This window comes from Stenotrophomonas sp. 14P6.2.3 (assembly GCF_057799055.1).
Window position 1 is genome coordinate 1 of the sequence record NZ_JBYOLA010000005.1, and the last position, 21,951, is coordinate 21,951.

Here is a 21,951-nt window from a genome sequence, read left to right on the forward strand (position 1 = left end):
CATCCATGGCGCTTACACCCCCGCAACCGGACCCACCCCGCCTTCGACAGATTTCCGCGAGCTGTCGGAACGGCATTCTGTGCTGCTCTTGGTGGGTGTCGATCTGGGTCGACACCTGGATCCACGCCATGCGTGGATGCTTTTCATTCCGAATTCGAAATATTCGATTCCGATGGAGATTCATCCACGCATGGCGTGGATCTACCAGATTGCGGAAATCTGTCAGAGGTGGGGCGGTGTCGGATTGCGGGGTGTCCGCGGCATGGATGCCGCGGCCAAGCCTACAGGGACGTACTTGCGGCGTCCCCGCAATCCGACACCGCCCCGCCATCCCACGGAATGCCAGCTGTTGCTGTTGCTTCGGCCGTTGCCTCTGCAGGTGCCGGGCGCAGCCCGGCCGAACCCCGTCACCGCAACAGCTGCGCAGTCATGCCCAGCGGCCGCGCATGCTCATCCATGTGCAGGGTGATGGCCTTCGCATTGAACATCTGTTCGGCGAGCTGATCACTGGCACCAAGCGAACGGGCGATCTCCGAACGGCTGGCGTCCTCGCGTGGGTTGCGCCGTTCCCTGCCGGCGAAACGGTAGCGGTTGTATTCGGCCCAGGCGATCAGCAGCAGCGCGCAGCCGGCCAGGATCACCGGCAGGGCGATGATCACGAACGGATCCAGGTGCTGCTTGCGCTCGTACAGCTGCAGCCACGCCTGCTGCCCACCCAGCATCCAGGACACCAGGGTGACCAGCGGCGCCCATAGATAGAAGTAGAACCCCCAGAACGCCAGGGTCACAAACCCCCAGGCGGTGCGCTGCAGGCGGGGCTGCTGGCGCGGCTTCTGGATCAGGCGCGAGTCGAAGCGGTTGGACGGCTTCCTCGTGGCGGTCTGGCGGTGTGCGTTCATCGGATACCCCTGTCTGGGCTGACCCAGGTTGCACGCTTGCCACGCCGCCTGAGCAGGGTCTTGGGCAGCGCCACCAGCGTGGTGAACAGGCTGATCAACCAGTACGCCATCGGGTACCAGATGACCCAGAAATAGTTGCGGCCGATATGCGTTTCGTAACGCCTGTCGATGATCAGGCTGCTGGCGAACTGCAGCAGGCAGACCAACGCCAGGATCACGCCATGCCATTGCGGCAGCAACGTGTCGATGTACAACTGCGGCGGCACCGGGATGAACTTGCCCAGTGCCCACAGCAGGATGATCGCGAGCATGGTGTAGGCCCACAGCACGCTGAGGATGTATTCCAGCAGCACGCCCCACATGCGCCGCTTGCGCCAGCTGAACAACGAGGAGCCATGGCGCAGCAGCACTTCCACGCCGCCCTGTGCCCAGCGCAGGCGCTGCCGCCACAGTCCCTTCAGTGTTTCCGGCATCAGGATGAAGCACAACGCATTGGGCTCGTAACGGATGTCCCAATGATCCAGCTGCAGGCGCCAGCTGATGTCGATGTCCTCGGTGACCATGTCATCGGCCCAGTAGCCGATGCGGTGCAGGGCCGTACGACGGAACGCGGCGATGACCCCGGACACCGTGAAGATGCGGCCGTAGACACGCTGGGCGCGCTTGATCATGCCGATGATCGAGGAGAACTCCGCCACCTGCAGGCGGCCGAGCAGGGTGGAGCGGTTGCGGATGCGCGGGTTGCCGGTCACCGCGCCCACGCGCGGACCGCTGGTCAGGTGCCAGACCATCCAGTGCATCGCGAACTCTTCCAGCATGGCATCGCCATCGATGCACACCAGATACTCCGAACGCGCAGCCAGGGCGCCCATGCGCAGCGCGTTGGCCTTGCCAAGATTGCGGTCCAGATGGACCACACGCAGGCGTGGGTGCAGGGCCGCAAGCGCATCCAGGCGGGCGCCGGTGTCGTCGCTGCTGCCATCGTTGATGGCGATCACTTCGAAGTCCGGATAGCGCTGGGCCAGGGCTGCGCCGAGGGTGTCGTCCAGGTTCGCTGATTCGTTGTGGCACGGAATCAGCAGGCTGGCGAACGGATACTCCGCCATGGGCGGTGGGTCGTTGCGCGGCCGCGACTTCCGCTCACGGCGGAAGAAGTAGTACAGGCCACCGGACATCCAGAAGAACGCCATCACCATGGGGTAGAAGAAGGCGAACTGGAACATGGCGTTGAGCCACGGGTTCATGTCCACGTCACTTCTCCGGATACGGGAAGTTGCGCGCGGACATCGCCGCGCGTGCATCCTGGGTCGACGGCTTGTCGGCGATGAAATCGTCCGGGTACCACGCGAAATGACGCACGCCCTGCGCCTGCAGGCGGCGGATCTGCGCGCGCAGCTGTTCGCCGCTGATCGGCGTCTGCGTGCGCCAGTCCACGGTCTGCAGCTCGAACATCGTGTGCTTCAGGTCCGGGTCGTGCTCGCGCACTGCCACGACCAGGCGGTCCATCCAGCGCTGGGGACGGCGGCTGCCTTCCATCCACGGCATCGCCATCAGCGCGGTGCGGTCGTAGGCCTGGTTGAACAGATCCAGGCGCTGGGCGAACCACGCCGCGCTCTGCGGTTCCAGCACCGGCTGCGCGTACAGGTTGCGCACGGTGCCCAGCTTGGGGCGCCAGCGTTGCGCGCTGTCACGCAGTTCCAGGGTGAAATCGATCAGCGCCTGGGTGCGGCCACCGTCGCTGCCTTCCTGTGGCAGCTGCGCCAGCTCGGTATCGCGTACGTAGCCGTCATCATGGAACAGCAGGCCTTCGAAGTACGAATTGATCGCCAGGTCTTCGTAGATGTCCTTGATGATCTGCCGTGCCTGCGGCTCGGTGAAATCCAGGCGGTACATGCCATCGCGTTCCGGGCTCTGGATGCCCAGCGCCGCACGCTGCGCGGCATCGGGCAGTTCATAGCCCAGCACCGGCAGCCACGCGTAGACCTTCACCCCGGCACGGGTTTTCAGCTGCCAGGCGACACGGTTGAACAGGTCCGCGCGCATCGGCAGGTGCCGGTTCGGGAAGTACAGGGCATCGGCGGTGTTGTTGCCGTCCGGGTCGGCGAAGGCCTGCAGGTAGACATGGGTCGGGCCGATCCGCTTCACGCGCTCGATCAGGGCGTCCAGGTTGCGCGCCTGCTGGGCAGGGTCGCTGTCGTAGACCGAATCCAGGTCGATCTGCAGTGCACGGGTACCGTCCAGGTTGACGTTGCGACGCAGCTCGAAGGCCAGCGAGGTGACGTTTGGATTGCTGGTCACCAGCAGGCGTGCAAGGCCATGCAGGTCGGCGGTCACCGGCGTGCTGCGTCCTTCCAGGTCGAAGGACACCGGCATGCCCAGCTGCTCGGCGATGTCGTTGCTCAACTGGTTGTAGGCGGCATACGGCCAGACGATCGCTTTCGGACGTACGCCCAGTTCCTTTTCGATGCGCTGCACGCTGCGGCCGAGATCGTCGCGCAGGCGCTTCTCGTACTCCTGCGCGCTTTCATAGCGCTGCGCCTTCGGGTCGTAGATGCGGGTGATCACCGCCGGGGTCTGGTTGCCCTGCGGGTTGGACTGCACGCCGTGGTGCAGGTTGTCGGTATGGCTGGCCAGTTCGATCAGGCCGCTGGCCTGCATCTCGCGCAGCTGGTCCCAGGTCAGGAAATCGTCATGGCCGAACGGACGGTAGCCGTAGTCGATGGTGCGGCCCGGTGCCATGTCCACGTAGTCGGTGATCACCGCCACCAGCGCCGGATAGTTGTACGCGCGCAGCAGTGGATAGACACGGCTGTACACGCTGCGCAGGCCGTCGTCGAAGGTCAGCAGCACCGGCCGCGGTGGCAGCTTTGCTTCTCCGCGCGAGGCCTTGATCAGCTGCGACAGCGAGACCGGGTGATAGCCATGGGCGGACAGCCAGTCCAGGTGTGCGGCGAAGTTCTGCGTGCTGACCGCGTAGGCGTCGGCATCGGACTTCTCCAGCACATCATCGCGTACGTCGTGATAGCTGAGGACCAGCAGGCCGTTGTCGGCCGCGTCCAGTTCCGCGGCCGAGCGGGCGCGCTGGGCGGCGGCGGGCAGGGCCAGGAACAGCAGCGCCAGCAGCAGTACGGTCGTCAGGTTGCGAAGCATCCGTTCCATCTCATTCTCCCCAGCGCAGCGCGGCATCGAAGCCGATATGTCGTTCACGTTGGCCGTCGTAGACCGGCCGCGACCAACTCACGCCGTACTCGAGGATCCGCCCCTGATCGAACTGCCATTCGTGGCGATAGGCCACGGTCGGAATGATTGAACTGCCAAATCCTTCCTGCCAGTAGTTGCCAACGGACACCGTCAGGCGATGGCGGAAGTGGCGCTCATAGTGGCGCCACAACTGCTGGTCGATGCGCAGGCCCACTTCCACCGAGCGATCCCGCGAGGGGTTGAAGTACGGCGCATCGTCGCGGCTGCCACGGCTGGTGTAGACACTGCCCAGGCCATCGATCAACAGGCGGGGGCGGGTCAACAGCCGTTGTTCGATCGCGCTGTTCAGCGTGTCGCGGCGGTTGCCATCGTCGTAACGGAACTGGCTGCCACCGATGCTCCAGTGCGTGCGTTCGTTGCGCGTGTAATCCACGGCAACGGCGACGCTGTCGGCGGTGATGCCGGCCACGCGTGCCTGCATCGAGGCTTCCGGGTCATTGCGGGCGGCCGTTACGCCAGCGTGCCAGCGGTCGTTGAACTGCCAGCCGAAGCCGCCCCGCAAACCGGTGTCGCCGATGCTGTCGTTGGGGCGCAGCACCGCCGCCTCGGCATCGACGCGGTCGAAGCGGTAGCGCACGCCGGCACCGATCCACAGCGGATCGATATCCTGATCCTGGAAGGTGACCGAACGGCGGTCGGCGAAGGCGAACAGGCGCCAGCGGTCGTTGAGCACCGGCGAGGCGACTTCCATGCCGTAGTGCAGGTCGTCGTTGCCCAGCGGCGAGGTGCCGCCACCGCCGGAACTGCGGCCGCCCTCGACCTTGGCCAACAGCTGCCAGCCGCGATGGGCGCGCCAGTCGCGGTCCATGCGCTGCACCGACGGCTGGCTTGGATAGCGGGCCAGAAGATCGTCATGCAGCGGTCGCGCCAGGTCGTCGCGTTGCAGTTGCACGTAGGATTCGTACATGCCCAGCCGCGGCGCGATGTCACGCGGGTCCAGGGTGTAGGCCATCTGGTGACGTTCCAGAGCGCGCCGTGGCCAGCCGCGCATCTGGTAGACGCTGCCCAGCGAGGTCTGCAGGCTGCCATTGCCCGGGCCGACGTCGACCAGCGCTTCCAGCTCGCGCTGGGCCGTGGGCAGATCGCCGCTGTAGGCCCGCACCATCGCCAGGTTCAGGTCGGCTTCGTAGCGCGCCCAGTTCTGGAAGGGTGTCTTGCCACCGCCCCAGCGCCATGCCGGTTCATCCTTCTGCCACGCCTGCAGGTAGCCCACCGCCTTCTCCGCCTGCTCGGTCTCCAGGTAGGCATAGGCCAGCTCCGAGCGCGACTGGAAGCGCGAAGGATCGTTCTTCGCGGCGGCCTCCAGCAACGGGATGGCCTCTTCCGGATTCTGGGTGGACATCAGCGAATCGCCGACCACTGGCAGCACGTAATCGGGCAGGGCATGGCCCTCGCGCTGCAGCGCCCGGGCCTCGTCGCGCACCTGCGCATGGCGGGCCAGGCGGTTGAGCAGGATCAGCCGGTCCATGCGGATCCGCAGCGGCGCCTGCGCCTGCGCGGTGCCATCGCGCTCGACGTACTGCTCCATTTCCGCCAGCGAAGCCTCGGCCTCGTCCAGCCGGGTGTCTTCGGTTTCCCCGTAGGCCAGGCTCCAGTTGACCAGCTTGGCCACGTAGTTGGCTTCCAGCCGCGTCTTCTGGTCCTGGTCGAACAGGTTGGGCCGTGCCTGGTAAAGCCGCCAGGCGCGATGGGCATTGCCGATGTCGCCCAGGGTCAATACCTGCAGCTTGTACAGCAGGTCGTCGTTGGGCTCGCGCAGCTGCGCCCGCTCGATTGCCGCCAGGGCATCGACCCAGCGTGCCTGGTCACGGTAGTGGCCGATTTCGGCGAGCCGTTCGGCGCGCGTGGTCGCGGTGGGCGGCGGCGCCGCATCAGCCCAGGACGCCAGAGTGGCGCAGGCCAGGCCGACGCAGAACGCCAGCGGACGGTAGACAACCATGAGACCCCCTAAGCATCCATACCTGAACGATGTGCTTAAAGTGTGACGCACATCACATGCCAACTATAGCTGACGCTTTGCCGATGCAGGCAGTTGCGGTCCGTACCAGATTGACGGAAAGTCCGTGAAGGATCGGCCAACCCTTCTGCAACTCATTGTTGAAACAGGTATTTTTTGATTTCTCTGGCGCCAGGGGGGCGGCAGCACGGCACGTCCCCGGGCTGTCCGGCACCCCAAGCCGCGCCCGGTTCTGGACGCGAACCGGGTCAGCTTTGGACACGCTACGTCACCCGCTGCGGTGGCGGTGTGTAGGTCGCGGTAGTGGGGTGTGTGGGTCCAGCTTCACGGCGGCGGGCGTCAGGCAGCCGGGGCGGTCACCACAGGTCTTCCAGCTTGCGCGGCTTGCAGGCGACCCACGAGGCGCACAGCATCAGCACCGCGCAGCCGAACAGGAATGCGAAGGGCAGGGTCCAGCCCTCGCTGACGGTATGCAGCCAGCCGACCAGGAACGGGCCCAGGCAGCTGAAGCTGTAGCCCACGCCCTGCATGAAGCCGGACAAGGCGGCCGAGCCGGTGGGGGTGCGCGTACGTAGATTGATCAGGGTCAGCGCCAGGGGGAACGTGGACGGCCCGACGCCCAGCAGGCAGGCCCACAGCAACGGCGCCTTCATCGGCGCGAACAGCAGGCCAGCGAAGGCGATGACGAAAGCGGAAAAGCCGATCAGCACCAGCGGGAACGGGTTCTGCAGGCGGACCGCCAGCGATGGGATCACCAGCGAAGGCAGCAGGCCCAATGCCGAAAACACCGCCACCATCACCCCACCGAAGGCGGGCGTGGCACCGGCTTCGACCACGATGCGCGGCAGCCAGGTGAACATCGAGTAGGTCATCAGCGAAGTCATGCCGAACATCAGCGTCATGCTCCAGCCCAGTGACGTGCGCCAGACCCTGCCGTGCGGCTGCACGGTGGGGTCGTTGCTGTCCAGCACCGGTTTCGGTGCACGGCGCGCCAGCAACAGCCACGGCAGGGTCGCCGCCAGCGCCAGCAGGGCCCACATGCCCAGCGACACCCGCCAGCCTGCGGCGTTGGCCACCGGCACCGCCAGCAGTGCCGGCATCATCGTGCCCAGCTGCAGCACGCTGATGTACAGCGTGCTCATGGTGCCGACCTTGTTGGCGAAGTAGCGCTTCACCAGCGGCGGCACCACCACGTTGCCGATGCCCATGCCGGCCAGTGCGATCACCGAGCCCAGCAGCAGGGTGCCGACATTGCCGGCGCTGGAGCGCAGCAGCAGGCCGGTGGCGGCCATCAGCATGGCCAGCAGGGTGGTGCGCTCAAGGCCCAGGCGTCGTGCCAGCGCCGGGGTGGCGACGCCGAACAATGCGAACGAGGCGGTCGGCAGCATGCCCAGCACACCGGTCATGGTGGTGCCGAAGCCGAACTGCTGGCCCAGCACGTCCAGCAGCGGAGTGATCGAGGTGACCGCAGTACGCAGGTTGACCGCTGCCAGCAGGATCGCGGCGAACGCCAGCAGGCGACCGTGCAGCAATGATGGCGAAGGGGAGGTGGGGGACGTCATGCGGTGTTCCTTGCAGGTGGCGCACGCCGCGCAGATGGCGTGCAGCGCCCGCACCGGACGGAGCCGGTGTGGCAGGTGGGGGAGTGGCGGCCATTGTACGTGGCCGGCCGCGTCAGGTCCTCGACCCCGGTGCGGGGCGGCACGTTGCTGACGACGGCGTAGCCGGGTGTCCCGGAGTGCAGGCACAAAAAAACCCGGAGGACAGTGATGTCTTCCAGGCTTCTTGGTGACCACCGAAGTGGTCGGGGAGACAGGATTCGAACCTGCGACCTCTACGTCCCGAACGTAGCGCTCTACCAGACTGAGCTACACCCCGAAGGGAGCCGCCTATTCTAGCCATTTCCCCCGATGGCGGCAAGGGGGAAGACCGTTCTGCTTCGCTGCCGTGACAGCGACTCCTGCGGGAACAAAAAAGCCTGGAAGACTTCACCAGGCTTCAATGCGACCACCGAAGTGGTCGGGGAGACAGGATTCGAACCTGCGACCTCTACGTCCCGAACGTAGCGCTCTACCAGACTGAGCTACACCCCGAAGGAGCCGCCAAGAATACGGTGTGAAGGCCGTATCGGCAACCCTTTTTTACAGTTTCAACGCACTTCCTTGTCGGCGCGGGCGCTTTCGCGCGCTTCGAACCACATCCCGTTGAGGATGGCCACGACCGAAGCCAGGCCAGCGCCGAGAATCCAAGCGAAATACCACATGGTCAATCTCCTGTGTGCGAGGGGTGTGCCGACCCTGGGCCGGCACACGGGCAATCAGTACGCGTTGGGGTTGTCGTCCATGTCCTCGACCGTCGTCTTGCCCTTCAGCACGCGGTACACCCAGGTGGTGTAGGCGAGGATGATCGGCAGGAAGATGGCCGTGGCCAGCAGCATGACCCACAGCGTGAGGTGGCTGGACGAACTGTCCCAGACGGTCAGGCTGGAGGTGGGCTGGCTGGAGGACGGCAGCAGGAACGGGAAGATCGCAAAACCGACGGTGAGGATGATGCCGGCAATGGACGCGCCCGAGGCGATGAAGGCCAGGCCGCCACGACGCGCGCGCAGCAGCACCGCACTGGCAAGCGCACCCAACAGGCCCAGCACCGGGAACACCAGCGTTGCCGGCATGCTGCTGTAGTTGCGCAGCCAGCCACCTGCGGCGGTGCCCAGTTCGGCGGTCTTCAACAGCGGATTGGTCGGCCCGTCGGTCACCACCTGCGAGGTGATCTGGTAGCCCGGCAGGCCGAAGGCCACCCAGGCGCCGGCAGCGGCGAACAACACGAAGCTGATGATGGCGGCGATGCTGCCGTAGCGCGCTGCACGTTCGGCCACCGGGCCGTCGGTCTTGAGCACCAGCATGGCCGCACCGTGCGACACCAGCATGGCCACGCTGATCAGGCCGGCGATGAGCGCGAACGGCGTGAGCAGGCCGAAGAACGAACCGGTGTAGGTCACGCGCAGCGTGTCATCGAAGTGGAACGGCACACCCAGCAGTACGTTGCCCACCGCGACGCCGGCAATCAGGCCCGGCAGCAGGCCACCAACGAACAGCACGCGGTCCCAGTTGTCGCGCCAGCGCTTGGACGGCAGCTTGCTGCGGTACTTGAAGCCGACCGGGCGCAGGATCAGCCCGAACAGCATCGCAAACACCGCCAGGTAGAAGCCGGAGAAGCTGACCGCATACAGCGGCGGCCATGCGGCGAAGATCGCGCCGCCACCCAGCACCAACCAGACCTGGTTGCCTTCCCACACCGGGCCGACGGTGTTGATCACCAGCCGGCGTTCTTCATCGGTCTTTGCCACGAATGGCAGCAGGGTGCCGACGCCCAGGTCGAAACCATCCATGACGGCCCAGCCGACCAGCAGGATGCCGAGCAGCAGCCACCAGATCACGCGGAGCGTGGTGTAATCAAGTGCAATGAATTCCATCTGGATTCTCCTGCCTCAGGCCTGGCCGGGGGCAACGGCATTGGGGGAAACAGGGCGGATGTCGGCCTGCAGCGTCGGCAGGATGTCGTCCGGACCCTTGCGGACCGCCTTCAGCATCAGCTTGATTTCGATGATCAGCAGCACCGTGTACAGGCTGGTGAACACCGCCAGCGTGGTCAGGATTTCATGCAGTGCCAGGCCCGATGCCGCATAGAAGGTGGGCAGCACGCCGTCCACCGCCCACGGCTGGCGACCGTACTCGGCCACGAACCAGCCGCATTCGATCGCGATCCACGGCGCTGGCAGGCTCCACACGGCCAGCTTCAGGAACCAGCGCTTGTCCTGGAAGTTGTTGCGGCACGAGTAGTAGAAGGCCAGCGCGAAGAAGGCGATCAGGTAGAAGCCCAGCCCGGCCATGATGCGGAAGGTCCAGAACAGCGGCGCCACGCGCGGCACGGTATCCATCGCGGCCTTGGAGATTTCCTCCGGCGTCGCGTTGAGGATGTCTTCGCGGTAGCGCTTCAGCAGCAGGCCATGGCCGAGATCCTGCCAATGGCGGTCGAACATTTCCCGGGCTTCGAGGTCGTTCTTGTCCTTCTTCACCCGTTCCAGCGCGCCGTAGGCGATCTGGCCACCACGGATGCGGTGCTCTGCACGGTCGACCAGTTCGAGGATGCCCGGAATCGGCTGGTCCAGCGAACGGGTGGCGATCAGGCCCATCAGGTATGGGATCTTGATCGCGTAATCGTTGGTGTGGGTGTCCTGGTTGGGAATGCCGAAGGCGGTGAAGTCGGCGGGCGCACGCTCGGTCTCCCACATCGCTTCGATCGCGGCCAGCTTCATCTTCTGGTGTTCGCTGGCGGCATAACCACTCTCGTCACCCAGCACCACCACCGACAGCGAGGACAGCAGGCCGAAGGCTGCGGCCACCGCGAACGAACGGCGGGCCATGTCCCTGTGCTTGTTGCGCAGCAGGTACAGGGCGCTGATCGACATCACGAAGATCGCGCCGGTCACGTAACCGGCGCTGACGGTGTGCACGAACTTGGCCTGCGCAACCGGGTTCAGCAGCACCGCAGCGAAGTCGACCACTTCCATGCGCATGGTTTCGGGGTTGAACACCGCACCGGTCGGGTTCTGCATCCAGCCGTTGGCGATCAGGATCCACACCGCCGACAGGTTGGTGCCCAGCGCCATCAGCCAGGTCACGGTGAGGTGCTTGACCGGGCTCAGGCGCTTCCAGCCGAAGAAGAACAGGCCGATGAAGGTGGCTTCCAGGAAGAACGCCATCAGGCCTTCGATGGCCAGCGGCGCACCGAAGATGTCACCCACGTAATGGCTGTAGTACGACCAGTTCATGCCGAACTGGAACTCCATCACCAGGCCGGTGGCCACGCCGATGGCGAAGTTGATGCCGAACAGGGTGCCCCAGAACAGGGTCATCTGCCGCCAGACCTGCTTGCGGGTCATGACGTACACGCTTTCCATGATGGCCACCATGAAGGACAGGCCAAGCGTGAGCGGTACGAATAGGAAGTGGTACATCGCGGTCAGAGCGAATTGCAGCCGCGACAGTTCTACGACTGTCTGATCAATCATGGCCTGGCTACCTCGTTGGATAGTGCCGTTGCAGGTGGCGGGAAGGGTGGTCTACGGGGTGAATGATGTGACCGACTACTTCAAACAGCCTTGATCCAGATCAATGTATGAACACGTGTTCAGGGGGATCGTATGCCAACCCGATGAAGACTGCGACCGCCGGCCGCAGGGGAAGGCTGTTGCCTGCGCCTACAATGCCGTCCATCCCCCTGCTGCCTGTGAAGAGCCTTGAGCGCTGCCGAACCGACCGCTGACGCCCCTGATCGGGATGACGAATCGACCCGCTTGCGGCGTGTCCGCACCGCGTGGCTGGCCGATCTGGCCCGCGCCGCGAAGGGACGGCAGCGGCTGGCGTCGCTGTGCATCAGCGTGTCCGGCGCGCTGTTGATCGGTCAGGCCGCCGCCATCGCCTGGCTGGTGCAGCAGGTGCTGGTCGAGCGCGCGCCGTTGGCCCAGGGCCTGCCGGTGCTGGCCGCGCTGGCGGTGATCCTGATGGTGCGGACCCTGCTGGGCAGTGTCACCCAGGCTGCGGCCGGTGACGTTGCCGATGCTGCACGCCTGTCCCTGCGCGAGCGTGTCTTCGCGCGCCTGCTCGGGCATGGCCCGCTGTGGCTGCGGCAGCGCCGCACCGGTGAGCTGGGTGAGCTGATGCTGCATCACGGCGATGCCATCGAGAATTACTACAGTGGTTTTCTGCCGGTACGCACCGAAGTGGTGGTGGTGCCCTTGTTGATCCTGGCCGCTGTGGCCTGGGTCGATTGGGTGGTTGCACTGATCCTGCTGTTCACCGCACCGCTGGTGCCGTTTTTCATGATGCTGGTGGGTTGGGGCGCCGAAGCGGCCGGACGCGCGCAGTTGGGCGAACTGGCGCGGATGAGCGGGCACTTCGCCGATCGCATCAAGGGCCTGGGCCTGCTGCGCCTGTATGGCCGCGGGGAGGCCGAACTGGCCGGCATCGAGGCTGCGGCCGAGGGCGTTCGCGTGCGCACCATGAAGGTGCTGCGCATCGCCTTCCTGTCGTCCACCGTGCTGGAATTCTTTGCGTCGGTCAGTGTGGCGATGGTCGCGCTGTATCTGGGCCTGAGCTATCTGGGCCTGATGTCGTTGCATGCGACCGTGCCGACGCTGGGGGCTGGCCTGTTCTGCCTGCTGCTGGCACCGGAGTTCTACGCGCCGTTGCGGCGCCTGGCCGCGCACTATCACGACCGTGCCAATGCGCTGGCCGCTGCCGCCGAGGTGGAGCGCCTGCTGCAGACGCTGCCGGAAGACGAGGCCACGATTGCAGAGGACGGCGTGCCGCTGGCACCGGAGCCGGCCGAGGCCGCCTTGCCGCCGCTGCAGGCGCACGGTCTGGTACTGCGTCCGTTGGGCGCTACCCACGACGTGCTGCAGAACCTCGACCTGCAGCTGGAACCGGGGCAGCGGCTGGCCCTGGTCGGCCCCAGTGGCAGCGGCAAGAGCACGTTGCTGGAAGCGCTGGCCGGGTGGCTGCCGCCGCGCGCGGGCCGGGTGCAGCTGCGGCCGGGACTGCAGGTGGCCTATGCCAGTCAGCGTCCCTATCTGTTCCACGGCACCATTGCCGAAAACCTGCGCCTGGCCGATCCCGGTGCCAGTGATGCGCGCCTGCGCGCCGTTGCCGAAGCCGCACAGGTGCTGCAGTTCGCGCAGCGCCTGCCAGAGGGGCTGGATACGCTGATCGGCGAGCGCGGCTTCGGCCTGTCGGGTGGCGAAGCACGTCGCATCGGCCTGGCGCGCCTGCTGCTGCGCGATCCGCAGGTGCTGCTGCTGGATGAGCCGACTGCTTTTCTCGACGCCGAAACCGAAGCGGCGCTGCTGCGCAGCCTGGCTGCGTATGCGCGCGGACGCAGCGTGGTGGTGGCCACCCACAGCCCGGCGGTGATTGCCTGGGCCGACCGCTGCCTGCTGCTGCCAGAAGGACGCCTGGTTGAACCGGCGCAGGCGGTGCGCGCATGAGCCGCTCTTCCGATTCACTGCGCGCGGTGTTCCTGCGCCATCGCCCGCGCCTGCTGCTGGCGGTGCTGCTGCTGTGGACCACGATGCTGGCCGGCACCGCGCTGCTGGGCCTGTCCGGCGGCTTCCTGACCGCTGCAGCGCTGGCCGGTGCAGCGGGCCTTGGCCAGGGGTTCAATTTCTTCACTCCGTCGGCCGGCATCCGCGGGCTTACCATGGCGCGCATCGCATCGCGCTACTTCGAAAAGCTGGTGGGGCATGACGCTACCCTGCGCATCGCCCGCGATCTTCGCGTGTGGTTCTTCCGCCGTGCGTTGCCGCTGGCGCCGGCGCGGCTGGGGGCGACCCGCACCGGCGATCTGCTGGCGCGGCTGCTGGGCGACATCGGCGAGATCGATGGCCTGCTGGTGCGTGCCATCGGCCCGCTACTGGCGCTGGCTGCGTTGACGCTGGTGGGCGTGGGCTCGGCGGCGTTGATCCTGCCATCGGCGGCGCTGCTGCTGGCGGTACTGGGGCTGCTGATCGGTGTTGGCGTGCCGTGGCTGGGCGTGAGGGGACATGACAGCGAAGAGGCCGACCGCGCTGCACATCGAGCGGCGTTGCGCACGGCGGCATTCGAAGGGCTGGAAGGGGCGGCCGATCTGGCCGCGCTGCATGCCGGCAATGCCTGGCAGTTGAAGGTGCGGGTGGCGGCCAAGCAGGTGGCCTCGCGCGATCGTCGTCGACGCCTGCGCCTGATCGCTGCATCAACGCTGCACGGCGTGCTGGCCGGGCTGGGGCTGGTGGCGATGCTGGCGCTGGCGCTGCACGCGGCCGAACAACAGCGGATCGCACCGGAAATGGCCGCCGGGCTGGTGTTCCTGACGGTGGCGATGATCGAGCTGTGGGCGGGCATGGGCCTGGCCTGGCAGTCGCTGCAATCGGGCCGCATTGCGGCCGCGCGTCTGCAGTCCATCGTCGAGCAACCGCCTTCGGTGGAAGAGCCGGCAGCGCCACAGCCGCTGGCGCCGGCCGCGACCGTGCACTGGGACGACGTCCACTTCCAGTGGCCAGGCGCCGCGCGGCCGGTTCTGTGTGGCCTGCAGCTGACGCTGGCGCCGGGCGAGCGCATCGCCATCCGTGGCGACAGCGGCAGCGGCAAGACCACGTTGTCGAGCCTGCTGTTGCGTCTGTGGGATCCGCAGCACGGACGGCTGACCTACGGCGGCCAGGACCTGCGCGATGTCGCCCAGGCCGACTGGCACCGGCATCTGGCATGGCTGCCGCAGAACGCACCGGTATTTGCCGGCAGCGTCGCCGAAAACCTGCGACTGGGCGATCCCGAGGCCAGCGACGAAACGTTGTGGTCGGTGCTGCAACGGGTACGGCTGGGCGAATGGGCCGAGCGCAATGGCGGCCTGCAGGCCTGGGTGGGCGAGAACGGCGCGACGATGTCGGCCGGCCAGGCGCGGCGCCTGGCGCTGGCCCGCGCGCTGCTGCGCAATGCGCCGATCCTGCTGGTGGATGAGCCCACCGAAGGCCTGGACGTGGATACCGCGCGCGCACTGCTGCAGGACCTGCCAGCGCTGTTGGAAGGACGCAGCCTGTTGATGATCACCCACGATGACCTGCCCGCAGGTGTTGTGGATGTGCAGTACCGGTTGCGCGATGGGGTGTTGGTCCGCGAACCGCTTCGGTAGATGCCGACCCTGGTCGGCATATCCACGCGTGGCGTGGATCTACAGGGCGGCTACCGCGAAAATTCGCGCAGCATCACCGCGATCGAGGCCGCGTTGGCCAGCACGCACAGCCAGAACACCCACTGGAACTGCATCTTGCGATGTTTGTGGCGGAACACCGCCTGGCCGAGCAGGGCACCAGGCCAGCCGCCAGCAAATGCCAGCAGCTGCAGCGTGCGTTCCGGCGTCCGCTGCTGTTTTCGCTGCGCTGCCCGCTTGTCGTGTCCATACAAGCCGAACGACACCGCGCTGGCCAGCGCGCACCATGCACCCAGCCACAGCGGAAAAACGCCGGTTGCGGTCAAGCCGATCAACGCACCGCACGCGGCCAGTGCGAGATTGCGCCGCCACACCATTACAGTTCGTCGAGGAAGCCGCGCACGGCCGGGCCGAAACGTTCGAAGTCGACCAGGAACGCGTCATGGCCCTGCGGTGATTCCAGGCCGATGAAACGCGCATCCGCGCCGCCAGCGCGCAGGCCATCGGCGACCTGTTGCTGCTGCTGTACCGGGAACAGGATGTCGGTGTTCGCGCCGATCGCCAGCGCCTTGTCGACGCGGAGGCTGGCCAGTCCGGCCAGCACATCGCCATCGCCATATTCGGCCAGGTCGAACCAGTCCATCGAGCGGCTCAAGTACAGATAGCAGTTCGGATCGAAGAAGCGCACGAACCGGCGTGCATGTCCTTCCAGATAGCTTTCGACCTGGAATTCCAGACCGAACGGGTCGTCGTCGGCCTGGTCTGAATCCAGCCGTACGCGACCGAAGCGGCCATCCCATTCCAGCGCCGAGCGGTAGGTGATCACACCCAGCTTGCGTGCCATGCGCATGCCCGATTCCGGGTATGCCTCATTGTCGTAGTGACCACCGTTCCAGCGCGGATCCAGGCGGATCGCTTCGCGCTGCAGCGAACGGATGGCGATGGAGAAGGGCAATGCCTGTGCGCTGCCGGAAATGTTGATATGGCTGCGGGCGATGCCTGGATGCAGCAGCAACACCGCCAGCGCCGTCATCCCGCCCATTGAATTGCCGATCACGCAGGCGAGCTGTTCGATGCCCAATGCGCGCACCACGTCGATCGCCGCGCGTGCGCCGTCTTCGATCGACAGTTCCGGAAAATCCAGGCGATACAGTTCGCCGCTGGCTGGATTGATCGATGCAGGGCCGGTGGAGCCCTTACAGCTGCCCAGCGAGTTCACGCAGACCACGAACCAGCGGTCTGTATCGATCGGTTTGCCGGGGCCGATCATGGCTTCCCACCAGCCTGGCGCAGGATTGGCTTCGTTGGCCGCCGCATGTGCGTCGGGCGACAGGCCGGTGACGATCAGGATCGCGTTGCCGGCGTCTGCGTCCAGCGCACCCCAGGTCTCGTAGGCCACGCGCGCACCGTGCAGGGCGCCGCCGCGTTTGCACGGAAAGGGCGAGGGCAGGGCATGGAAGCGGGTGCCGGGCGGAATGAATTCGGTCATGTGGGCATTCTAGCGGGGCGGCATGTGCAGCTGGCGACACGCTGGTTTCCATGGGCGGGCAGAGCGTGGATCCGCCGGCCATGGCCCGGCGCTACCGGTGGTGCGCGTGGGTAGCGCCGGGCCATGTCCGGCGAGCGCAGTGGCGCGGGTACGTTACGGGAACCGCAGCTCGACCATGCCGTCATGCGGCAGGCTGACCTTGACCGGCGCGGTCTGCAGGTCGTCTTCAGTGCGGTTGGCGCTGCCGCTGCGCGAAATGCGCGCCAGTACTTCCACTTCGCGATGCGCCGACAAGGGTGCAGTCGGCATCGGGCTGTCGCCGTCGCCGAGGCCGACCGTTGCAGGGAAGTTGGCCAGTGGCAGTTTGCGTGCAGCCACCGGCATCGGCGGGCCACCCACTGCGCGCGCCAGCACGAACACCTGGGTGCTGGCCGGCCAGTCACCCGTTTTCAGCGATGCGGGCAGGTGCACCCGCACCTGCAGCAGCGGCGGTGCCGCTGCCGGTGTGTCCGACGGCTGGCCGGCCGCCTCCCGGGCGATGGAGATCTGCGCCTGCAGCGCCTGCGCCGCACCCGGCTCCAGGCGAGGCAAGAGGGTGCTCCAGAGATCGGCAGCCTCGGCGTTGCGGCCACGCTGACGCAGCGCGATGCCGAGCAACCAGCTGGCGCGCTCGGCATCGGGCGACAAGGTATGCGCACGCTGCAGCCATGCCAGCGCGGTGTCATCGAACTGCTTGCCCGGATCGGCCTGCGCGCGTGCCTGCGCGGCCTCGACCAGCACGCCCGGTTCGTCCGGTGCCAGTGCTGCGGCGCGGTTGAAGGCATCGGCTGCAGCGGCGGCATTGCCGAGTTCGGCCTGCGAACGGCCCAGCAGTGCCCAGCCATCGGCGCGTTGCGGATCACGCTGCAACGCCTGCTGCAGTGCCTCTACGCCGTCGCGCAGGGTGGCCACCGAAGGCGCGGGTTGCACCTGTGCAGCGCGTGGATTGCCGACCAGCAGGTACAGGCAGGCGCCGGCTACACCGAGCGCCACCACCCCCAGCACGAAGCTGCGGCGGCCTTGCTGGCGCAGCGGCCAGAGCACTACTGCCGCCAACAGCGCAGCGGCCACTGCGGCGACCATCGGCAACCAGTGCGTCACCAGTCCTCTCCCTCGGTTGGGTTCACCGCAGCGGATGCATCCATCTGCCGGCTGCGACGACGGACGATGCCCATCACCACCAGCGCGCCGCCACCCAGTACCAGCAGCGGACCGCCCCACAACAGCCAGGTGCCGGGTTGCAGCGGCGGTTGATACAGCACGAACTCGCCGTAGCGGGCGACCAGGAACTGCTTGATGGCCGCATCGTCGAGGCCCTGCTGCATCAACTGCAGCACTTCACGGCGCAGGTCCTGGGCGATCTGCGCATTGGAATCGGCCAATGACTGGTTCTGGCACTGCACGCAGCGCAGCTGCGCGGCCAGGTCGTGGAAGCGCGCTTCCTCGGCCGCATCGCGGAACACCAGCGGCCGCGCATCATGCACCGGTTGTTGGGCGAGGCCGGCGTTCGGCAGCGCCAGGGTCATCGCCAGCAGCAGCGGCAGCAGCCAGCGCATGTGCTTACGGCGAGGCGTGCAGGGTGTTGCCGGCATCGCCTTGGGCCTTTTCAAGCTTCTCCAGCGCCGGAATCAATTTTTCGTCGACTACCTGCTGGGTCATCGCACCGCTGTACTTCCAGCGCACGATGCCACTGCCATCGACCAGGAAGGTTTCGGGTGCGGCCGTCACGCCCCAGTCGATGGCGGTGCGGCCTTCGATGTCGCTCAGCACGACCATGAACGGGTTGCCCAGCTGTTCCAGCCAGTGCAGCGCGTCGGTGGGTTCATCCTTCCAGTTGTAGCCGATCACGCGTACGCGCTTGCTCTCGGCGAAGCGGGTCAGCACCGGATGTTCTTCCCGGCAGGCCGCACACCAGCTGCCCCAGACGTTGAGCAGGTAGGGCGCGCCACGCAGTTCCTCGCTGCGCACGATCATCTGCGGGTCATGCAGCACCGGCAGCGCGAACGCCGGCGCCGGCTTGTCGATCAGTGCCGAAGGCAGCACATCGCGCTGCGGATCGCCCGATTTCATCACCCCGTAGATCATCAGGCCAAGCAGGCCGAAGAAGAACAGGACGCCAATCACGATGGCTACCGGCGGCAGCGGGCGGGAAGGGCGTGGGGCGGGTGACTCGGACATGGGGAACTCCTACGGACGACGAAAGCGGCGATCGGCGGCGGCGATGAATCCGCCCAGGGCCATCAACAGCGCGCCCAGCCAGATCCAGCGCACGAAGGGCTTGATGTGCACCCGTACCGCCCACGCATTGTTGCCCAGCGGCTCGCCCAATGCCACGTAGACATCACCGCTGAGGCGTGCATCGATGCCGGCTTCGGTCATCACCTGACCGCCGCTGGCGTACTGGCGCTTCTCCGGATGCAGCAGGGCCAGTTCGCGACCATCGCGCAGCACCCGCAGATGGCCGCGATCAGCGATGAAATTGGGGCCTTCGCGGTGGTCCACGCCCTCGAAGCGCACCTCGTGGCCGGCGACCACCACCTGCTGGCCGGGTGACAGCGCCACTTCGCGCTGCACGTTCAGTGCTTCCACCAGCAGCGCGCCGGCCAGGAACACCGCGACACCGGCATGGGCGACGATCATGCCAAGCATCTCGGCAGTGAAGCGGCCATTGCCACGCAGGCGCTGCCAGACGAAACGGGCGGTGCCCAGGCCGACCCAGGCTGCGGCCGCGACGCCGATGCCGGCTTTCCAGCCATTCTGCGGCGCCTGCCACCAGGCCCAGGCGCCGAGCAGCACGGCCAGGCCCGCCCATGGCAGCAGCAATGCCAGTGCGCGCGAGGGTTGGTCGCGCTGCCACTTCACCAGCGGACCGAACGGCAGCAGCATCACCATCGGTGCCATCAACAGCAGGAACAGGCTGCCGAAGTACGGTGGACCCACCGAAATCTTGCCCAGCGACAGCGCATCGGCCAGCAGCGGGTAGAGCGTGCCGAGCAGGACCATCGCGCAGGCGCTGGCCAGCAGCAGGTTGTTGGCCAGCAGCAGGGTTTCGCGCGAGGTCGCGGTGAAGCCGCGGCGCGGATCGCCAGCATCCACGGCCAGCCGTGGCGCACGCAGCGCATACAGCAGCAGGCTGCCACCCACCAGCACCGACAGGAAGATCAGGATGAACAGCCCACGCGAGGGATCGGCGGCGAACGAATGCACGCTGGTCAGCACGCCGGAGCGGACCAGGAAGGTGCCCAGCAGCGACAGCGCGAACGCCGCGATGGCCAGCAGCAGCGTCCAGCTGCCGAAGGTGCCGCGCTTTTCGGTCACCGCCTGCGAATGGATCAGCGCCGCGCCAACCAGCCATGGCATGAAGCTGGCGTTCTCGACCGGATCCCAGAACCACCAGCCGCCCCAGCCCAGCTCGTAGTACGCCCACCAGCTGCCCAGTGCGATGCCCAGCGTCAGGAAGCCCCAGGCCACGTTGGTCCAGGGTCGCGTCCAGCGTTGCCAGCGTGCGTCGACGCGGCCTTCCAGCAACGCCGCCACGGCGAAGGCGAAGGGCACCGCAAAGCCGACGTAGCCCAGGTACAGCATCGGCGGATGGATGATCAGCCCCGGGTCCTGCAGCAGCGGGTTGAGGTCACGGCCTTCCAGTGGCACCGGGTTCAAGCGCAGGAATGGATTGGAGGTGAAGATCAGGAAGGCGAGGAAGCCGACACTGACCACGCCCATCACCGCCAGCACGCGCGCCTGCACCGGTGCCGGCAGATGCCGCGAGAACAGCGCCAGCGCGCCGGTCCACAGCGCCAGCACCAGCGCCCACATCAGCAGCGAGCCTTCGTGCGCCCCCCACACCGCCGAATAGCGGTAGATCAGCGGCAGCAGTGAATTGGAGTTTTCGGCGACGTAGCGCACCGAGAAGTCCTGCTGCACGAAGGCCGCCGTCAGTACGGCGAATGCGCCGGCCAGCAGCACCAGCTGGGCAAAGGCTGCCGGGCGGGCAATGGACATCCATGCGTCGTTGCCGCGCTGCGCACCGACCAGCGGCAGCACTGCCTGCAGCAGCGAGGCCAGCAACGCGCAGAGCAGGAGGATCTGACCGAATTCGGGAAGCACTCAGCGCACCTCGGGCGCCGTGACCGGCACATCATGCTTGCGATGGGCCTGGCCCATCTTGTCGGCCACTTCCTTGGGCACGTACTTTTCATCGTGCTTGGCCAGTACCTCGTCGGCGACGAACGTACCGTCCTGCAGGCGACCACTTGCGACCACGGCAGTGCCTTCGGCGAACATGTCCGGCAGGATCCGCGAGGTGGATACCGGCAACTGCGCATCGCCGTCGGTGACCTTGAAGTGCGCTTCCAACGAGCCGAGCGGGCGGTTGAAGGAACCCTTCACCACCATGCCGCCGAGGCGGAACCGGGTCTGTGCATCGACATCGCCGCGCAGTACTTCCGAGGGTGTGTACAGGTAGGCGATGTTGCGTTCCAGCGCCATCGCCACCAGCGCGGTGGCCAGCCCTGAGGCGAGCAGGGCCAGCAGCACCCAGACCAGACGGCGGCGTTGGATCGGCGTCATCGCTCCAGCTCCGCCGACAGCGCAGGCGCGGCGACCTGCTGTGCGGCCTGACGGGCCTGCTGCCGCTGCTGGCGCGACTGCGCCTGGCGGCGTGCCGCGCGCAGGCGCAGCCACGACCCAAGGGCATCGGCGCCGAGCACCAGCACGAACACGGCGTAGGCGCCGATCACGAAGGGCAGGTGAGTCATGGCCGCGATTCCTCCACCTCGGTTGCCCGGGCATCGACGCGGTCGCCAACCCAGGCCTTGCCGGCTTCGCGGTACAGGTTGTCGGCGCGTGCCTTGGCCAGCAGCGAACCACAGAACCAGAGTTTGGTGGCGATCACCATCCACCACAGCGGAGCAATCAGCTCGGTACGGATGGCCGATTCACCGAACACGCTGATCGACTGGCGCTGGTGCAGGCCACCCCACCAGTCCACCGAGTAACGGATCACTGGCAACAGGCTGACGCCGACGATGGCCAGCAGGCCGGCGGCACGCGCGGCACTGCGGCGGTCTTCGATGGCGTGGTAAAGCCCGATCACGCCCAGGTACAGGAACAGCAGCACCAGCTCACTGGTCATGCGCGGGTCCCAGTCCCACCACGTGCCCCAGGTGCCTTTGCCCCAGATGCTGCCGGTTACCAGGGTGATCAGGGTGAAACCGGCGCCCATCGGCGCGCACGCCATGGCCAGGATCTCGCAGATCTTGATCCGCCAGATCAGTGCGATGGCGGCATACAGCGCCATCAGCGCGAACACGAACAGGCTCATCCAGGCGCTGGGCACGTGGATGTAGAGGATGCGGAAGCTGTCCAGCTGGCGGGCTTCCGGCGGCACCACCAGCAGCGCCTGCCACATGCCGACCAGCAGCACCGGTACCGCGGCGATGTAGAACAGTCGCGACCAGCGGGCAGCGAAACGATCGAACGTGGGAGGCGAGCCGAGTTGATGGAACCAGCGGACAATCGGATTCATGCGTGGCGGCTATCCAGCAGGGGTGGATTGGCTCTCAGCT

19 protein-coding genes and 2 tRNA genes are annotated in these 21,951 nt (G+C 66.6%); 2 read left to right on the forward strand and 19 right to left on the reverse strand.

The features are described 5' to 3' along the window. Nucleotides 1-407: 407 nt before the first annotated feature. From pgaD to AC27VL_RS06020, 10 genes are all read right to left on the reverse strand, one after another. The gene (gene pgaD / locus AC27VL_RS05975) at nt 408-899 is read right to left on the reverse strand and encodes a poly-beta-1,6-N-acetyl-D-glucosamine biosynthesis protein PgaD (protein WP_488765829.1); all 492 of its coding nucleotides are present in this window, start codon (nt 897-899) and stop codon (nt 408-410) included. After that, a complete protein-coding gene (gene pgaC, locus AC27VL_RS05980; protein ID WP_218946688.1) occupies nt 896-2,143 on the reverse strand; it encodes a poly-beta-1,6-N-acetyl-D-glucosamine synthase in 1,248 nt (415 codons plus the stop codon). Before pgaC ends, pgaD begins: the two co-directional genes overlap by 4 nt. Before the next feature lie 7 nt (nt 2,144-2,150). Continuing rightward, nucleotides 2,151-4,058 (reverse strand): poly-beta-1,6-N-acetyl-D-glucosamine N-deacetylase PgaB, encoded by a 1,908-nt coding sequence (gene pgaB, locus AC27VL_RS05985; protein ID WP_100553031.1) that lies wholly within the window; start codon nt 4,056-4,058, stop codon nt 2,151-2,153. 1 nt (nt 4,059) lies between these two features. After that, nucleotides 4,060-6,099 carry a poly-beta-1,6 N-acetyl-D-glucosamine export porin PgaA gene (gene pgaA, locus AC27VL_RS05990; RefSeq protein WP_488765830.1) on the reverse strand — a complete coding sequence of 680 codons (2,040 nt, stop codon included), beginning with the start codon at nt 6,097-6,099 and terminating at the stop codon, nt 4,060-4,062. Between the two features lie 374 nt (nt 6,100-6,473). Next, the gene (locus AC27VL_RS05995; protein WP_100553029.1) at nt 6,474-7,679 is read right to left on the reverse strand and encodes a CynX/NimT family MFS transporter; all 1,206 of its coding nucleotides are present in this window, start codon (nt 7,677-7,679) and stop codon (nt 6,474-6,476) included. A 239-nt stretch (nt 7,680-7,918) separates the two neighbouring features. Then, nucleotides 7,919-7,995: transfer RNA gene (locus AC27VL_RS06000), tRNA-Pro, on the reverse strand. A 138-nt stretch (nt 7,996-8,133) separates the two neighbouring features. Continuing rightward, nucleotides 8,134-8,210: transfer RNA gene (locus AC27VL_RS06005), tRNA-Pro, on the reverse strand. Between the two features lie 56 nt (nt 8,211-8,266). Beyond that, entirely contained in the window at nt 8,267-8,380 is a 114-nt protein-coding gene (gene cydX / locus AC27VL_RS06010) for a cytochrome bd-I oxidase subunit CydX (protein WP_025876452.1), read from the reverse strand. A gap of 54 nt (nt 8,381-8,434) precedes the next feature. Further along, a complete protein-coding gene (gene cydB / locus AC27VL_RS06015) occupies nt 8,435-9,589 on the reverse strand; it encodes a cytochrome d ubiquinol oxidase subunit II (protein ID WP_088101726.1) in 1,155 nt (384 codons plus the stop codon). A 15-nt stretch (nt 9,590-9,604) separates the two neighbouring features. Beyond that, on the reverse strand, nt 9,605-11,188 hold the full coding sequence (locus AC27VL_RS06020) for a cytochrome ubiquinol oxidase subunit I (protein ID WP_099821188.1): 1,584 nt from the start codon (nt 11,186-11,188) through the stop codon (nt 9,605-9,607). Between the two features lie 228 nt (nt 11,189-11,416). On the opposite strand from AC27VL_RS06020, the gene cydD reads away from it, so the two are divergent. Together cydD and cydC are read left to right on the forward strand one after the other, a co-directional pair. After that, on the forward strand, nt 11,417-13,162 hold the full coding sequence (cydD, locus tag AC27VL_RS06025) for a thiol reductant ABC exporter subunit CydD (RefSeq protein ID WP_488765831.1): 1,746 nt from the start codon (nt 11,417-11,419) through the stop codon (nt 13,160-13,162). Further along, nucleotides 13,159-14,838, forward strand: coding sequence for a thiol reductant ABC exporter subunit CydC (cydC, locus tag AC27VL_RS06030; RefSeq protein WP_488765832.1), 1,680 nt, complete (start codon nt 13,159-13,161; stop codon nt 14,836-14,838). Before cydD ends, cydC begins: the two co-directional genes overlap by 4 nt. Before the next feature lie 50 nt (nt 14,839-14,888). Here the strand turns inward: cydC and AC27VL_RS06035 are convergent, their stop codons facing one another. The 9 genes from AC27VL_RS06035 to ccmC form a co-directional block, all read right to left on the reverse strand. After that, entirely contained in the window at nt 14,889-15,233 is a 345-nt protein-coding gene (locus AC27VL_RS06035) for a DUF1294 domain-containing protein (protein WP_488765833.1), read from the reverse strand. Next, nucleotides 15,233-16,345 carry a homoserine O-acetyltransferase MetX gene (gene metX, locus AC27VL_RS06040; RefSeq protein ID WP_488765834.1) on the reverse strand — a complete coding sequence of 371 codons (1,113 nt, stop codon included), beginning with the start codon at nt 16,343-16,345 and terminating at the stop codon, nt 15,233-15,235. Before metX ends, AC27VL_RS06035 begins: the two co-directional genes overlap by 1 nt. Nucleotides 16,346-16,498: 153 nt before the next feature. Then, complete coding sequence (locus tag AC27VL_RS06045; RefSeq protein ID WP_488765899.1) at nt 16,499-17,488, reverse strand: tetratricopeptide repeat protein; 990 nt, start codon at nt 17,486-17,488, stop codon at nt 16,499-16,501. After that, nucleotides 17,482-17,940, reverse strand: coding sequence for a cytochrome c-type biogenesis protein (locus AC27VL_RS06050; protein WP_100554154.1), 459 nt, complete (start codon nt 17,938-17,940; stop codon nt 17,482-17,484). The genes AC27VL_RS06045 and AC27VL_RS06050 overlap by 7 nt, the downstream gene beginning before the upstream one ends. A gap of 4 nt (nt 17,941-17,944) precedes the next feature. Next, on the reverse strand, nt 17,945-18,562 hold the full coding sequence (locus AC27VL_RS06055; protein WP_025876469.1) for a DsbE family thiol:disulfide interchange protein: 618 nt from the start codon (nt 18,560-18,562) through the stop codon (nt 17,945-17,947). 9 nt (nt 18,563-18,571) lie between these two features. After that, nucleotides 18,572-20,491, reverse strand: a complete 1,920-nt coding sequence (locus AC27VL_RS06060) for a heme lyase CcmF/NrfE family subunit (RefSeq protein ID WP_100553024.1) — start codon at nt 20,489-20,491, stop codon at nt 18,572-18,574. After that, a complete protein-coding gene (ccmE, locus tag AC27VL_RS06065) occupies nt 20,492-20,953 on the reverse strand; it encodes a cytochrome c maturation protein CcmE (protein WP_191077877.1) in 462 nt (153 codons plus the stop codon). Beyond that, a complete protein-coding gene (ccmD, locus tag AC27VL_RS06070) occupies nt 20,950-21,141 on the reverse strand; it encodes a heme exporter protein CcmD (RefSeq protein WP_100553022.1) in 192 nt (63 codons plus the stop codon). The genes ccmE and ccmD overlap by 4 nt, the downstream gene beginning before the upstream one ends. Continuing rightward, nucleotides 21,138-21,911, reverse strand: a complete 774-nt coding sequence (gene ccmC / locus AC27VL_RS06075) for a heme ABC transporter permease CcmC (protein ID WP_100460624.1) — start codon at nt 21,909-21,911, stop codon at nt 21,138-21,140. Before ccmC ends, ccmD begins: the two co-directional genes overlap by 4 nt. Nucleotides 21,912-21,951: the final 40 nt, after the last annotated feature.